Source organism: Mesonia aquimarina, from assembly GCF_003667275.1.
Lineage (GTDB): Bacteria > Bacteroidota > Bacteroidia > Flavobacteriales > Flavobacteriaceae > Mesonia > Mesonia aquimarina.
In genome coordinates this window covers 252,700-268,454 of sequence record NZ_RCNV01000002.1, presented here as the reverse complement: position 1 = coordinate 268,454, position 15,755 = coordinate 252,700, and the positions used below count along the sequence as shown (strand labels likewise).

The 15,755-nt window shown below is 33.9% G+C and carries 12 protein-coding genes; 5 read left to right on the top strand and 7 right to left on the bottom strand.

What is annotated here, in order from left to right; genetic code table 11:
• Genes D9R05_RS04705 through D9R05_RS04685 form a run of 5 tightly spaced genes read right to left on the bottom strand, consistent with a single transcriptional unit; the run spans position 1 to position 6,478 of the window.
• Positions 1–1,626 (bottom strand): S41 family peptidase, encoded by a 1,626-nt coding sequence (locus D9R05_RS04705; protein ID WP_121666218.1) that lies wholly within the window; start codon positions 1,624–1,626, stop codon positions 1–3.
• Positions 1,627–1,633: 7 nt separating this feature from the next.
• Positions 1,634–1,999: a ribonuclease P protein component gene (gene rnpA / locus D9R05_RS04700; protein WP_121666077.1), complete on the bottom strand. Its 366-nt coding sequence runs from the start codon at positions 1,997–1,999 to the stop codon at positions 1,634–1,636.
• 59 nt (positions 2,000–2,058) lie between these two features.
• Positions 2,059–3,930 (bottom strand): M1 family metallopeptidase, encoded by a 1,872-nt coding sequence (locus D9R05_RS04695; RefSeq protein WP_121666076.1) that lies wholly within the window; start codon positions 3,928–3,930, stop codon positions 2,059–2,061.
• 5 nt (positions 3,931–3,935) lie between these two features.
• Positions 3,936–5,606, bottom strand: a complete 1,671-nt coding sequence (locus D9R05_RS04690) for a S8 family peptidase (protein ID WP_121666075.1) — start codon at positions 5,604–5,606, stop codon at positions 3,936–3,938.
• Between the two features lie 8 nt (positions 5,607–5,614).
• Positions 5,615–6,478 (bottom strand): MBL fold metallo-hydrolase, encoded by an 864-nt coding sequence (locus tag D9R05_RS04685; RefSeq protein WP_121666074.1) that lies wholly within the window; start codon positions 6,476–6,478, stop codon positions 5,615–5,617.
• 176 nt (positions 6,479–6,654) lie between these two features.
• On the opposite strand from D9R05_RS04685, the gene D9R05_RS04680 reads away from it, so the two are divergent.
• Positions 6,655–8,550 carry a cation:proton antiporter gene (locus tag D9R05_RS04680; RefSeq protein ID WP_121666217.1) on the top strand — a complete coding sequence of 632 codons (1,896 nt, stop codon included), beginning with the start codon at positions 6,655–6,657 and terminating at the stop codon, positions 8,548–8,550.
• Here the strand turns inward: D9R05_RS04680 and D9R05_RS04675 are convergent.
• Positions 8,547–9,308: a YebC/PmpR family DNA-binding transcriptional regulator gene (locus D9R05_RS04675; protein ID WP_121666073.1), complete on the bottom strand. Its 762-nt coding sequence runs from the start codon at positions 9,306–9,308 to the stop codon at positions 8,547–8,549. The genes D9R05_RS04680 and D9R05_RS04675 overlap by 4 nt on opposite strands.
• A gap of 124 nt (positions 9,309–9,432) precedes the next feature.
• On the opposite strand from D9R05_RS04675, the gene D9R05_RS04670 reads away from it, so the two are divergent.
• Positions 9,433–9,972 carry a hypothetical protein gene (locus tag D9R05_RS04670; RefSeq protein ID WP_162984900.1) on the top strand — a complete coding sequence of 180 codons (540 nt, stop codon included), beginning with the start codon at positions 9,433–9,435 and terminating at the stop codon, positions 9,970–9,972.
• 46 nt (positions 9,973–10,018) lie between these two features.
• On the opposite strand, the gene lepA is transcribed toward D9R05_RS04670, so the two are convergent.
• Positions 10,019–11,815: a translation elongation factor 4 gene (lepA, locus tag D9R05_RS04665; RefSeq protein WP_121666071.1), complete on the bottom strand. Its 1,797-nt coding sequence runs from the start codon at positions 11,813–11,815 to the stop codon at positions 10,019–10,021.
• A 225-nt stretch (positions 11,816–12,040) separates the two neighbouring features.
• On the opposite strand from lepA, the gene D9R05_RS04660 reads away from it, so the two are divergent.
• The 3 genes from D9R05_RS04660 to dusB all read left to right on the top strand — a co-directional run bounded on the left by D9R05_RS04660 (position 12,041) and on the right by dusB (position 15,468).
• A complete protein-coding gene (locus D9R05_RS04660) occupies positions 12,041–13,993 on the top strand; it encodes an outer membrane beta-barrel family protein (RefSeq protein WP_121666070.1) in 1,953 nt (650 codons plus the stop codon).
• A gap of 2 nt (positions 13,994–13,995) precedes the next feature.
• Positions 13,996–14,403 (top strand): outer membrane beta-barrel protein, encoded by a 408-nt coding sequence (locus D9R05_RS15675; protein WP_121666069.1) that lies wholly within the window; start codon positions 13,996–13,998, stop codon positions 14,401–14,403.
• Positions 14,404–14,472: 69 nt separating this feature from the next.
• On the top strand, positions 14,473–15,468 hold the full coding sequence (dusB, locus tag D9R05_RS04650) for a tRNA dihydrouridine synthase DusB (RefSeq protein ID WP_121666068.1): 996 nt from the start codon (positions 14,473–14,475) through the stop codon (positions 15,466–15,468).
• Positions 15,469–15,755 lie beyond the last annotated feature (287 nt).

Below are 15,755 nucleotides of genomic sequence, written 5' to 3'. Positions count from 1 at the left end.
TTACTTGCTTAAAATTTGCTGATATTTAGTGGAATTATTTAAAACTTTTTTAGCCTCTAAAATTTCAGGATTATGCGTTAAATAATAGGTATACAAACCTTCTTCGTAAAAATAACGCTTTAAAATCTCATCGGTTAACAAGCTTTCAATTTCTGGCTTTTTTTCTTCTAAATCTTCTTTTTTAGCCTTTGAAATTGATGCTAATAAATCTTTATATTCACTTGCAATTTCTTCCTTAAAACCTTCACCTTTTGCTGTTTTAAGTGCTTTTTTTAATTCTTTTTCAGTTTTGGTTTCGTAAGTAAAATTAGTCTCTTCTAAAAAATTCTTAAAATCTTGATAATCGCTGTTACTAAATTTAAAATCGTTTAAATTTTCTACTTTATTGTTATAATAATAATTGGTTGCAAAATCAAAAATGGCATTTTCTTCTAAAAGTGCGTTGGTTATACCGCTGTAAGCAGAAGTTTCTAGGCTAATATCAGGTAAAATTCCGCCACCATCGTAAACTTTTCTTCCACCACGAGTTGTAAATTCATTATAATCTTCTTCGCGCGTTCTGGTTGCGTTTCCTTGTTCATCACGATGCCAATAATCTAAGGCCTGAATACATCTTCCGCTTGGTGTGTAATAGCGAGATATGGTTACTTTAAATTGCGTCCCGTAGGTTAATTTTTTAGGACGTTGTACCAAACCTTTTCCAAAACTTCTGGCGCCAATAATCACCGCGCGGTCTAGATCTTGTAAACTTCCGGAAACAATTTCACTGGCCGAAGCACTTTTCCCGTTGATTAATACCGCAAGCGGAATTTGTGTATCTATTGGGTCGCGCTGTGTTTGATAGGCTTTGTTATATTTTTCAATGACAGATTTTGTGGTAACTATAGTTTCTCCCTTGGCTACAAAAAGATTGGTTAAATTAACAGCTTCTGAAAGTAAACCACCCGGATTTCCGCGGAGATCTAAAACAATTTTTTCGGCGCCTTCTTTTTTTAGTTCTTGTAAAGCTTTAGCAACTTCAGTTGAAGCGGTTCGAGTAAATTTTGAAAGTACAATATATCCGATTTTACCGTCCATTAATTTATAAAATGGAACGGCATTTAATTCTACAGCTTCACGTTTTAAGGTAGTTTTTTTTACTTCTCCTTGTCTTTTAAACGTTAAATCTACAGAAGTTCCCGGAGCTCCTTTTAACAATTCTCCTGCGTCTTCATTAAAATCTGAAACATTTATATCTCCAATTTTAATAATTTCATCTCCGGCTTTTAAACCGGCTTTATCTGCCGGGTAATTTTTGTAAGGTTCAACAATAGTTATTTTTTCTTCACGCGTTTCTACAGAAGCACCAATTCCTGTGTAATCGCCAGAATTTTGAATGCGGGCTTGTTCTACTTCTTGTTCGTTCCAAAATTTAGTGTACGGATCTAAATCTTCCAGCATCGCTGTAATTGCCGTATCCATAAGTTCTGCTGGATTGGTTTCATCCACATAATTCATGTTTAATTCTTTAAACAAGGTCGTGAAAATTTCAATCTGTTTGGCGATTTCAAAAAAATCTGATTTGTAACTTGTAGTCGAAAAAAATATTCCAACGGCAAGTAATGGGAGTAAAATTCGCTTCTTCATCTTCATATTAGGATACTTTCGTTGCTAATTCGTTCAATAATTTTTGCATCTGTTTTTCTATAACGGAAAATTCTTTTTTTTCTTTTCCTAGATAAATAAACATTAAGGCGTAGCTTTTTTCAGCGGAAGCTACAAGATACTTATTTTTTCGGTAAGCCTCTCGTAATAATCGTTTTAAGTAATTGCGATCTACCGCATTTTTAAAGCCTCTTTTTGGAACAGAAACCCCAACTTGATGTTTTTTTTCTGTGGAAGGAATAGGAACGTAGATTAATTTTATCGGGTATTTTTTAAGTTGTTTTCCTTCTTCAAATAATTGACCGATAAAAATTTTGCTCTTGAGTTTTTCTTGTTTTCCGAAGCTTTGTTCCATAGGGTAAAGATAAAAAAACCCCGCAATTTTGCGGGGTTTATCAATTTTTAAAAAAAATGCTATTTATTGTAAACGTTATTATCTCGGTTTACATCAGCCATTTTTTGTGAAGGGTCTATTTCAATTTTAGAAATATTTTCTTTTCCAGTCAATAATTCTATAGTTTTTGAAGGATAAGCCCAAGGCCAATCATTTAAGATTTCTCCGGCATTTTGTTTTTGCCAGTACATCATTGTTAATGGAATATAAAATTGTTTAACTTCACCATTGGTATAGGTAACTTCTAAATCAATTGGCATTGGCATTAATCCGATGCGCTCTAAGGTTACTTTCGTATTGTTTCCTTCAGCAACAACATTTTTTATAGCGTAATCTATAGTGTTGGTAGTTTTTGTCCAATCGGTTAAATACCAATCTAATTGCGCTCCGGAAACTTTTTCGGCTACGCGAATAAAATCATTTGGCGTAGGGTGTTTAAATTTCCAATCGTAAAAATAACGTTTTAGGGTTTTAGCAACATTTTCCTTCCCAATTACATATTCTAACTGACGTAAAAAAACCGAACCTTTTGCGTAGGCAGTAATTCCATAATTTTGATTGGTTTCATAACGATCTGCATAGGTAGTTTGCGGCTGCTCTTTACCTGAATTGGCCATATAAAAATAACCGCGGTATGAATTTGAAAGTGGACGTTCTTTATTGTTATTCATAACTTCATTTTCTGCTAAACTAGAAATGTAGGTGGTAAAACCTTCGTCCATCCACTCGTGTTTAGCTTCATTGGTTGCCAATAAGAACTGAAACCAAGAATGTGCCATTTCGTGGGCGGTTACACCAACTAAACTACCAAAAGTTCTGTTTCCGGTAATAAGTGTACACATTCCATATTCCATTCCGCCATCGCCTCCTTGAATTACAGAATACTGATCGTACGGATATTGACCTATGTGCTCATTAAAGTACAATAACAACTCCTCTGTTTTTTCAGGTAAGTTTTCCCAATTCTCGGTAAAGTTATTTTCATCTTCGTAAGATGGATTGTCTTTATATAAAAAGTGAAGTACCGTGCCATCTTTCGCAGTACGTTTGGTATGCACAAATTCCGGATCTGCTGCCCAAGTAAAATCGTGTACTTTTGGTGCTTTAAAATGCCAGGTTAACTTTTCTCCAGATGGAGTTACTTCTTTTCCTTCATCTTGGTAACCGTAACCAATTTCATTAGGATTTTGTAAATAACCTGTACCGCCTAAAATATAATCTTTATCAATGCTGATTTTTACATCAAAATCTCCCCAAACACCGTGAAATTCGCGACCAATATATTGATCGGCGTGCCAACCTTCAAAATCGTATTCGGCTAATTTAGGATACCATTGCGTCATCGATAAAGCAACACCTTCTTCATTATTTCTTCCTGAACGACGAATTTGCTCAGGTACTTGACCTTCAAAATTCATATTGAAAGTCGTTTTTTCACCCGGTAAAATAGGTTTGTCTAAAGTTACTTGCAAAACAGTTCCGGCAACTTTATAGCTTAAATTTTTATTGTCTTGTGTTAACTTATTCACTTTTAAATAACCAATTTCTTCCGGAGAAAGTTTACTGATTCTATCACCAACTCTACTATCTGGATCTTGAATAGTTCTCGAACGAACATCCATCTGACTTCCCGGTTGGAAAGCGTTGAAATATAGATGATAAAAAACTTGACGAAGCGTGTCAGGACTGTTGTTAGAATAAACTAATTCTTGCGTTCCGGTATATTGATAATTATTGACGTTTACATCTACCGCCATGGAATAATCTACGTGTTGTTGCCAATAATTAGATTTAGTATATTGATTTCCATTAGTGGTAGTCATTTCAGTTGTTCCGCAAGAAACAACTGAAATGATTGTAATAAATAGAAGACTACTTTTAATAAAATTCATAAAAATTACATTTTGCTTGCCATAATTAAGGCATTGTACAAGTTTACCATTTTTCCTGAAGTAGAAAGATTGTTGAATGGTCTAACATCTTCAGCATCTCCTGCAACCATAACATCTGCAGTTGTGCTTAACCCACTTTTCATGATAACTTCTTTTACCTCAGCGGCACTTAATTTTGGATAGTATGAACGAATTAAAGCTGCAACTCCGGCAACTGCAGGAGAAGCCATAGAAGTTCCTTGTAAATACTCATAACTATCTAATGGCGTAGTTGACCAAATTTTAGTTCCTGGTGCAAATACATCTACATTGGTTTTTCCATAGTTAGAAAATGTAGCCACTAAACCTGAACCATATTCATAATTTGAAGCACCAACCGTTAAGAAATTATCAGAAATTTCTGCAGTATTTACCGGGTCTTGATCATTTGGATAAACGCGATTTCCATCTAGGTCTAAACCATCGTTTCCGGCAGCATTTACAATAAGAACATCTTTTTTGGCAGCATATTTAATAGCATCGATCACCCATTCTGGATGTGTAGAAAAATACTTTCCAAAGCTTGTGTTAATTACTTTTGCTCCGTTATCGACTGCATAACGAATTGCAAGGGCAATATCTTTATCGTACTCATCGCCATCTGGAACTGCACGAACAGCCATAATTTCTACATTTTTAGCAACACCATTCATCCCGATACCGTTATTACGTTCTGCCGCGATAATTCCTGCAACGTGCGTACCGTGCTTTGCATCTTCCTTTTTAGGATCTGGACCATCTACATCATTATTTCCATAATCTGTATCGGTTAAATCATCTACATCATCACCTGTTTTTCTGCCGTCTAGCTCCATATTTAAGTGAGAATCTAATCTCCCTTGAAAATATTCGATTCCGCTAGATAATTGTTTGTCTACTTCAGCAAGATCATCCGTATTATTAAAGATTTGCATTAAAAAAGCTTTAGACTGCTTTAACTCTTGCGTGTCTGCTTCCATTTCTGCAAGTTCTTCTTTGGTAAAATCTTCTTTACCTAATTTTGTACTAACAGCATTTTGGGCAGCATTAACTTGTTGCTGAAGTTGTGTGTAATAGTTCTTATTTTTAAGAACATCATTATACTCCTTGTTGAATTCTTCTTGTGCTTTGGTATAAAGCTCAAACTCTTCTTTATTTGCTTCACTTATTTCTGAAGCAGATTTTCCTTCATATTTAGGCTTAAGCTTTTTAAGGATTCTTACAAACTGCATATTTTCTTTTACAGCGTCTCCTAAAAAGTTCCATCCGTGAATGTCATCTACATAACCGTTTTTGTCATCGTCAATTCCGTTTCCAGGAACTTCATCTTCATTGGTCCAAATAACATTTTTTAAATCTTCGTGCTCTATATCTACACCACTATCAATAACACCAACGATTACTGTTTTTCCTTGGTAGTTATTTAAAATTTCATCGTAAGCTTTTTGAACACTCATTCCAGGAATAGTGTCTTTTTTTAAATCAGCTCCTCCCCAACCTTTTAATTCTGTATCGCTTAAAGCAGAGTTTTTTAAAGGTTGTTGATCGATATTTTCAATAGGAGTTGAGGTAAGTACCGGACCGGTAGTTCCACAAGATGCCGCAAAAACTGCTGCAATAAGGGCAGCGAATGTAGGTTTAATAAATCTTCTTTTCATTTGATTTGTTATGAATTAAATACTTCGTTAAATGTATAGGTTTTATCGTGTCTAACGCCTTTTTCTGTATGTTTTAGCGTTATGAGCTCATTATGAGCATCGTGTTCTAAAAATAAGTAAAAGCCTTCATCAGCTGCTTTGTCTAAAAACGCACGCTTTTCTGCTAAGGTTAATAAAGGTCTAGTATCATAACCCATTACGTAGGGTAATGGTACGTGACCCGCAGTAGGTAATAAGTCAGCCATAAAAACAATTGTTTTTCCTTTGTAACTGATATGAGGAATCATTTGTTTATCGGTATGACCGTCTACAAATAAAACGCCAAAATTAAAATAATCGTAGAAATTTGAGCCTTTTTCATTTCGATCTAAAAAATTTAATTGACCGCTTTCTTCCATCGGAAGTAAATTTTCTTTAAGAAAAGAGGCTTTTTCTCGAGCGTTAGGTTGGATTGCCCACTTCCAATGTTCTTCATTGGTCCAGAATTTAGCATTTTTAAAGGCAGGTTCATAACCTGTTCGGTCTTTGTTCCATTGTACGCTTCCGCCACAATGATCAAAATGCAGGTGGGTTAAAAAAACATCGGTAATATCATCTCGATGAAATCCTTTTTCTTGTAAAGATTTGTCTAAAGAATGATCACCCCAGCGGTGGTAGTGTTTAAAAAATTTTTCGCTTTGTTTATCACCTAAACCATTATCTATTAAGGTAAGTTTATCACCTTCTTCAATTAATAAACAACGGGCAGCAATATCAATCATATTATTTTCATCAGCAGGGTTAGTTCTTGTCCATAATGTTTTAGGAACTACACCAAACATGGCTCCACCATCGAGTTTAAAATTTCCTGCTTCTATTGGATGTAACGTCATATAATTGAGTTTAAATTCAAATTTAACGACGCAAAATAACAAAATGAATTTTTTTAAGCTCAGCTTTATAGTGTTTTAACAATAGTTTGTTAATGAAAATGATTTTATAGAAAGCTTTTATCGAAAAAAGTTTTTTTTTGTACAAAAGAAGTTATTTTGCAGTAAATTTACGATTGATGTTAGAACTAGCCGGAATCATAATTTTAGGAATATTAGCCCAATGGGTTGCTTGGAAATTTAAAATCCCAGCAATTTTACCTTTAATTCTTATTGGTTTAGCCGTTGGTCCAATTGCTACATTATTTACCGAAGACGGAGGTAAATTAATAGAGCCAATTTGGAACGGAGATTCAGGATTGTTTCCCGGCGAGAGCTTGTTCTATTTTGTTTCCTTGGCTATTAGTATTATTCTTTTTGAAGGAGGGCTCACTTTGAGACGTGGAGAAGTACTTAATGTTGGTCCTGTAATTGTAAAACTGATTACCGTAGCCGTTATCATTACCTTTATTGGAGCAGGAATTGCTGCTCATTTTATTTTTGACCTTTCTTGGCAAATATCTTTTCTTTTTGCAGCACTGATTATAGTTACCGGCCCTACAGTAATTACACCTATTTTAAGAAATATCCCGCTTAAAAAAGATGTTTCGGCAATTTTAAAATGGGAAGGAATTTTAATCGATCCAATTGGAGCTTTAGTAGCCGTTTTGGTGTTTGAATTTATTAGCGCCGGAGAAGGAAAAGAGTTCACACAAACCGCCTTAATAGGTTTTGGAAAAATTGTTTTATTCGGTTTTACCTTTGGTTTTACTTTTGCTCACGCTTTGGCATTTTGTATTAAGAAAAATGTGATTCCTCATTATTTATTAAACGTATTTACCCTTGCAACAGTTTTAGGTGTTTTTGTATTGTCTGATGTTTTTGCACACGAGAGTGGATTATTAGCTGTCGTTATTATGGGGATGGTATTAGGAAATATTAATCTCCCAAATATTAAAGAACTCTTATACTTTAAAGAATCACTTAGTGTTCTGCTTATTTCAATTTTATTCATTTTACTGGCAGCAAATATTAATATAGACGATTTATTATTGGTGTATAACTGGAATGCACTTATACTTTTTGCTACTGTTGTATTTTTAGTTCGCCCTTTAGGAGTTTTTATAAGTAGTTTTAATTCTTCTTTACAATTTAATGAAAAACTATTTATCAGCTGGGTAGGACCGCGCGGTATTGTTGCAGCTGGTATAGCTTCTTTATTCGGTTTAAAACTGGCGAGTCAAGGTGTAGATGGAGCAGAATATATTACCCCCTTGGTTTTTATGGTGGTTTTAGGAACCGTTTTATTAAATGCAACAACCGCTCGTTTATTTGCGCAATTAGTAGGTGTTTTTCTCAAAAATTCTGAAGGGATTTTAATTGTTGGAGCTTCGTCAATATCAAGGTTAATTGCAACCTATTTGAAAAAGAATAAACGACACGTAGTCCTTGTTGATAATAACCGAACTAATATTAAAAAGGCAAAAGAATTAGGTCTAGAGGCCATTCAAGGAAGTGTTTATGAAGATGATTTATCAAATAATATCGAGCTTAATGACGTTGGGTATCTAATGGCGCTCACCGGAAACTCAGATATCAATAATATGGCGATTGAAAAGTTTCAAAAGCATTTTGGTGAAAATGGATCGTTTAGAGTGGTTTCTTCAGATGAAATGTCTGATCCTGAAAACAACCCAAAAGAAGGCCTATTTTCGCATACAGATGATTATATAAAGTTGACTGAGGTAGCTCGAAAATATCCTGTAATTCAAGAGATAAAAATTAATTCACAGGAACATTATAGCGGATTAATTGAAATTACTAAAACCGATCCTGAGATTATTCCATTATTTGTAAAAGATAATCAAGGAGATTTAAGCATAATCCCTTCAAATAGTCAAGAAGTTGATATTGAAGAAGGCTTTATGCTTGTTTATTTAGGAAAAACATTAGAGCTAGACGAAAATGAAGAAGAAACCGATTTAGAAAGTACGGTTGCCGATACGGATCAAAAACAAAAGGAAGAAGATAATTAATCTTCTTCCCCTATAGATTTTAGAAGTTCGGGGGTAAGTTCTAAGCTGTGAAATACGTTTTGTACATCGTCATCATCTTCAAACTTATCTATTAGTGAAACGATTTGCTTTGCATCTTCTAAAGGAAGTTTTGTTGTGTTGAGAGGAATTCGCTGTAATTCAGAATTTTTAACTTCAATAGATAATTTTTCTAAAGCTTCAGACATTTTCCCATAGTCTATGAATTCGGTGTAAATTGTTAAAAAATCTTCTTCATTATCAAAAGATTCCGCTCCAGCTTCAATAAGTTCAAGTTCCAATTCTTCAATAGAACGATTCAGTTTTTCTTTTTCAATAACAAAAACTCCTTTTCTATCAAATAAAAATTCTAAAGAACCATTGGTGCCTAAGCTACCTCCATTTTTTGAAAATATAGAGCGTACCGAAGCAACCGTTCTATTGGTATTATCTGTGGTACACTCTACATAAATAGCAATTCCGTGTGGGCCATAACCTTCAAAAGTAACGGATTCGTAATTTTCGGCATCTGCACCACTTGCTTTTTTAACGGCTCTTTCTATGGTGTCTTTTGGCATATTCACACCTTTTGCATTTGCAATGGCGTTTCTAAGGCTTGGGTTAGATTCAGGATCTGGTCCACCACCTTCTTTTACGGCTACACTAATATCTTTAATAGCTCGTGTAAATTGTTTTGCTCTTTTTTTGTCTTGGGCTCCTTTTCTGTGTTTAATATTTGCCCATTTACTATGTCCTGCCATAATAATCGATTTATAAGATCAACAATAAAGGATGTGCTTTATGTTAAAAAAATATTAATAAAATAAATAAATTTTTGTCAAAAAAAACTATATTAGCCGCAAACTAATAAAATTTAAATCTATTATGAAAAAATTTATGTTAATGGCTATTGCCGTAGGAGCGCTAACATTTGGATCTTGTTCAAGTGATGACGATGGAGGAGATAACGGAGGGATCGATCAATCAGCTGACTTAACAGGTACTTGGGAACCTACAGATGTTTATTACGAAGGAGAATCTACAAGTAGTGCAGGAGGACAAACAATTACTTTAAACTTTACTGGACAGTCTGTTTCTTTTGATGATTATGTAGTAATGATTAATGAAGATCAAACATATGAAAGTTCAGGCAGTTATACTATTGAACTTACAGTTAGTGGAATGGGGCAAGATATTACAGATGAAGTAACCATGTCTGATTTTCTAGGAACTGGTACTTGGGAGCGTAATGGAAATGAGTTCTCTACAACTGATGATGAGAGTGGGGAAACAGGAGTTTCTACTATAGAAGTATTAAATGATACAACACTAAAATTAACGATGGACGATTATGCAATGCCAAATGCTGGTATGCCAGGCTTGGATGCAGAAGTTGATTTAGAAATTACTTTAGAACGTCAATAACTAATAAACATATTATGAAAAAACCTCCAAATTTGGAGGTTTTTTTTTAATCATTTAATTTTAAAACAGCCATAAATGCTTCTTGCGGAATTTCTACATTACCAACTTGGCGCATACGTTTCTTTCCTTTTTTCTGTTTTTCTAACAGCTTACGTTTTCTAGAAATATCTCCACCGTAACATTTTGCTGTTACATCTTTTCGTAAAGCTTTTACGGTTTCTCGAGCGATAATTTTTGCACCGATGGCAGCTTGAATTGGAATATCAAATTGTTGACGCGGAATAAGCTCTTTTAGTTTTTCACACATCTTTTTCCCAATGTCGTAAGCATTATCCACGTGTAATAATGCAGATAAAGCATCTACAGTATTTCCGTTAAGCAAAACATCAACTTTTACTAATTTAGACGGCTTCATACCGATTGGAGCATAATCAAAAGAAGCGTAACCTTTAGATACGGTTTTTAAACGATCATAAAAATCAAATACAATTTCAGCTAGCGGCATATTAAAAGTAAGCTCTACTCGTTCTGTTGTTAAATAAGTTTGATTAACAATTTCTCCTCGTTTTTCAATACATAAAGACATTACGGGGCCAACAAAATCTGCTTTTGTAATTATAGTGGCTTTAATAAAAGGCTCTTCTACACGATCAAGTTTTGAAGGTTCAGGAAGGTCAGACGGGTTATTAACCAGTAGAATTTCGTCTGGTTCTTTATTAGTAAAAGCATAGTAAGAAACGTTAGGAACCGTAGTAATTACGGTCATATCAAACTCACGTTCTAAGCGCTCTTGAATAATTTCTAGGTGAAGCATTCCTAAAAACCCACAACGAAAACCAAAGCCTAATGCTGCGGAGCTTTCAGGTTGAAAAACCAATGAAGCATCGTTTAGTTGTAGCTTTTCCATACAAGAACGAAGCTCTTCATAATCTTCGGTATCAACAGGATAGATTCCTGCAAAAACCATAGGTTTTACATCTTCAAATCCTGCGACAGCTTCTGTGGTGGGGTTTTGGGCATCGGTAATTGTATCTCCTACTTTTACTTCGCGTGCGTCTTTAATTCCTGTAATTAAATACCCAACATCACCGGTTTTAATTTCTTTTTGGGGAAATTGTTTCAGCTTTAATGTACCAACTTCATCAGCTGTATAACTTTTATTAGTGTTAACAAACTTAATCTGTTGTCCTTTTTTTATACTTCCATTAATTACTCTAAAAAAGGTTTCTACACCTCTAAAAGGATTGTAAACTGAATCAAAAATTAAAGCACGTAGGGGCGCATCTACTTTTCCTGAGGGAGCAGGAACACGTTGAATAATGGCGGCTAAAATTTCATCTATTCCTAAACCGGTTTTTGCGCTGGCAGGAATAATTTCGTCTCGTTCGCAGCCTAAAAGATCAACAATATCATCTGTAACTTCTTCTGGATTAGCGCTAGGTAAATCTACTTTATTTAAAACTGGGATTATCTCTAAATCATTTTCTAATGCCAAATAAAGATTAGAAATAGTTTGTGCTTGTATGCTTTGTGCAGCATCAACAACTAGCAAAGCACCTTCGCAAGCGGCTATAGATCTAGAAACTTCGTAAGAAAAATCTACGTGTCCTGGCGTGTCTATTAAGTTTAATGTATATTCTTCTCCGTTGTATGGAAAATTCATTTGAATAGCGTGACTTTTAATAGTGATTCCACGTTCACGTTCTAAGTCCATACTATCTAATAATTGTTCTTGCTTTTCCCGATCGGTAACAGAACCTGTGAAATCTAATAATCTGTCGGCTAAGGTACTTTTACCATGATCAATATGGGCAATTATGCAAAAATTTCGGATATGCTTCATATATATCTCAACTTCAGTTGTTAAAATCTTAAGGGCTTTTTTTATAAGATTCTCATTTTAAGCCACTCAAGAGAAAATTTGTTGCAAATATAGCTTTTTGAAAAGGAAAATTGATATTCTATTTGGTAAGTTTATGCTATCTTGCATTGCAAAGAGAAAACCAGCTTAGCAATTTTTAGATTATTGACTAGAAAAATACTATTTATTTTAATTCTTTTTCCTTTTATGCTACATGCTCAACATTCCATTTCAGGGAAAGTATTGGGTAAAGATAAACGGGTACTAGAATATGTGAATTTAAGTTTATTTTCTGCTGAAAATACAGACTTTATTCAAGGCACGATTTCTAATAAATCGGGGGACTTTATTTTTGAAGATATCCCTAGGGGAAGCTATGTCCTTCATGTTAGCTTTATGGGTTTCACGAAAGAAGAATTACAAATAGATTTGCTTGAGGATACAATTTTAAACCCAATAGTGTTATCAACAAATCAATCTCATTTATCTGAAGTTCAAATAGAAATAAAACAACCTAATATTAGGAAAGAAGATGGCAAGCTTATTTTTAATGTAGAGAATACAAGTTTATCTTCAGGGAATACATGGAGCTTACTTAAACAAACCCCCGGAGTTATAAGCGTTCAAAATGATTTACTAGTAAGAAATCAACAAGCAACTATTTATATAAACAGTCAGAAAGTATATCTTTCTACAACAGAACGAAAGCAGTTGTTAGAAAGTTATTCTGCAGAAAATATTAGATCTATTGAAGTGATACATAACCCTTCAGCAAAATATGATGCAGAAGATGGTCCAATTTTAAACATTATTACTTCTAAGGTTTTATTGCCAACTTATAAAGGAAGCATTTATAAAAATTATTCTCAAGGGATTTATGCAAAATATCAAGTAGGAACAAGCCATTACTATCGTACTAAGAAGTTTAATTTCTTTATAAATTATAGTATAAATCCGCTAAAGAAATTTAAGACCGATACGAGTTATATCAATTACATCAATCTACAAGATGAAGTTTTTTCAACTTGGCAAACAGATTTTGATAAAACCACAAGAAGTGTATCGCAAAACGCACACGCTATTTTAGATTATGAGATTAATAAATCTAACACAATAAGTCTAAATAGCAATATATTGTTTTCTCCAAATGAAGATGTTTTTAATGAAGTGGAAACTAAAATTTTTAATAACCAAAAACAGTTAGATTCTACTTTTAGTACGAGAAGTAATTTAGATAACGATATGCTAAATTCTGCTACTAATATAAAATACGTTCATTTTTTTGATGAAGAAATAACCAAACTATCGGTAGATGCACATTTTACCTATTACCATCAGGATAAAAAACAAGATGTTTTAACAGATTATTTTTTACCTTCTGGAATGTTAATTAATGAGAACTCTTTTAATACAGAAGCATATCAAAAGATAAATATTTACGCTCTTCAAGCGGATTTTCAGACAAAAATAGGAGATGTAGATTTCAATACCGGTGCTAAAATATCTAGAATTGACTCTAATAGTAAACTTGAGTTTTTCGATGTGAATACTACAGCATCAAGCTTTCAGGAAGTTCCTCTGCTTGATGAGTTTGATTACCATGAATATATTACTGCTTTTTATGCTGAAGGAAGTAGAAACTGGGATAAATTTGGTTTAACCTTTGGATTAAGAATAGAAGACACACATAGAGAAGGACATTCAACCGGAACAGAACAAGTAACCAAAAGAGATTATGTTGAGCTCTTTCCTAACTTGCATATAAAATATAAGCTTTCTAAAGACCACGAATTTTCATTTGATTACGGAAGAAAAATAAAAAGACCTCGTTATAAAAGTTTAAATCCGTTTCGGTATTTTTTAAATGAAAATAATTTTCAATCGGGAAATCCTAATTTAAGTGCAGCTATCAGTAATAATTTCAATTTAAATTACACGTTTAAAAATGCATATATTTTTGATTTTTATTATCGTGACAACGGCAATAATGCAACTCAACTGGTTTTTCAAGATAACGAACAGCTAAATTTACGCTCTATTTATGCCAATGTATTAGAAAGTAATTCGTACGGAGTGGAATTTTTACATAGAAGATCCATCAAAAAATGGTGGTACGCACAGGCAATTTTATCGGTTTACTATGAAGATGAAACTTTTTAGCTATAGAAAGCAATAATCAACAAGTGACTAATAAAACCGATGGTTTTTATGCTTCGGTTTATAACAATTTTAAATTCACAAAAGACAAAACTTTTTCTGCTGATGTAAGCTTCTTATATTTTTCTTCCTTTATTCAAGGTTCTTATTTAATGGAAGAAATTTCAAGTATTTCTTTAGGTTTACGAAAAACATTTTGGAACGGTAGAGCAGAGGTTTCTATGCATGTAGCCGATATTTTAAATCAACAAGCAACTTGGCTTCGTTCAGATTATTTAAACCAAGATAATGGTTTTTATGCTCTACCGGAAAACAGATATTTCCGTTTAGGTTTCACCTATAATTTCGGTAATTTTAAACTAAAGAGCAACCAAAAAACTATAGACTCTAAAGAACGCGAACGCATAAATTAAGAGTTCGATACTTGAAAAAAATATTATTCGCTGTTTATTTATTAATTTTGCGGTCTAAAATAAATTGATTTGGCAAAAATAGGCGATATAGATGTAGGCGAATTTCCATTATTGTTAGCACCAATGGAAGATGTGAGCGATCCTCCTTTTAGAGCATTATGCAAAGAGCAAGGTGCCGATGTGATGTATACAGAATTTATCTCTTCTGAAGGCTTAATACGTGATGCTGCAAAAAGCGTAATGAAGCTAGATATTTACGAAAAAGAACGCCCTATTGGAATTCAAATTTTTGGAGCCGATCTAGAAGCAATGCTGGAATCGGTAGAAATCGTTGAAAAATCAGGGCCCGACATTATTGATATAAACTTTGGATGTCCGGTAAAAAAAGTGGTTTCTAAAGGAGCCGGTGCCGGAATTCTAAAAGATATCGACAAGATGGTTTCCTTAACCGAAGCGATGGTAAAACATACCAAACTTCCCGTTACAGTTAAAACCAGATTAGGTTGGGATAACGATTCAATTAAAATTGTAGAAGTTGCTGAACGTTTGCAAGATGTTGGTTGCCAGGCAATTTCTATTCACGGCAGAACACGTGTACAAATGTACAAGGGCGATGCCGATTGGAATCCGATTGCTGAGGTAAAAAACAACCCACGTATGCACATTCCTGTTTTTGGTAATGGAGATGTAAATTCCCCTGAACGTGCAGTAGAAATGCGTGATAAATACGGATTAGACGGCGCAATGATTGGTCGAGCTTGTATTGGTTACCCTTGGTTTTTTAGAGAAGTGAAGCATTATATTGAAACCGGTGAGCATTTAGATCCGCCAACAATGATAGAACGCGTAGAAGCCGCTAGAAGACACTTGCAAATGGCAATCGATTGGAAAGGAGAGAAGCTTGGTGTTTTTGAAACGCGTCGTCACTATACTAATTACTTTAAAGGAATACCACATTTTAAAGAATACCGCATGAAAATGGTGACCAGCGACGATGCTGCCGATGTTTTTGCTGCCTTTGATGAGGTTGAACAAGAGTTTGGTGATTTTGTTTTTAGTAGGTAGTGTTCAGAGCTTTAATAAAATTATAACTTTATATATTGATAAATGCGGGAAATTTGGACTAGAGCGGGTATAGTTTCAATTCTAATTACGATAATTAGTACTTATGCTCTTGGTTATTTATCTATTTATCTTTTTGAAAGTTATGGTTGGTTATTATTTATTTTGATACCTTTTCTTATAGGTTTTTTACCACCTTATATTTTTGGTATAAGAAAAAAGGTTACGAAAGCTCAGGCATATAAATTAAGTTTTTTCACAGCACTTTGCACTATTTTGCTACTTTTTGT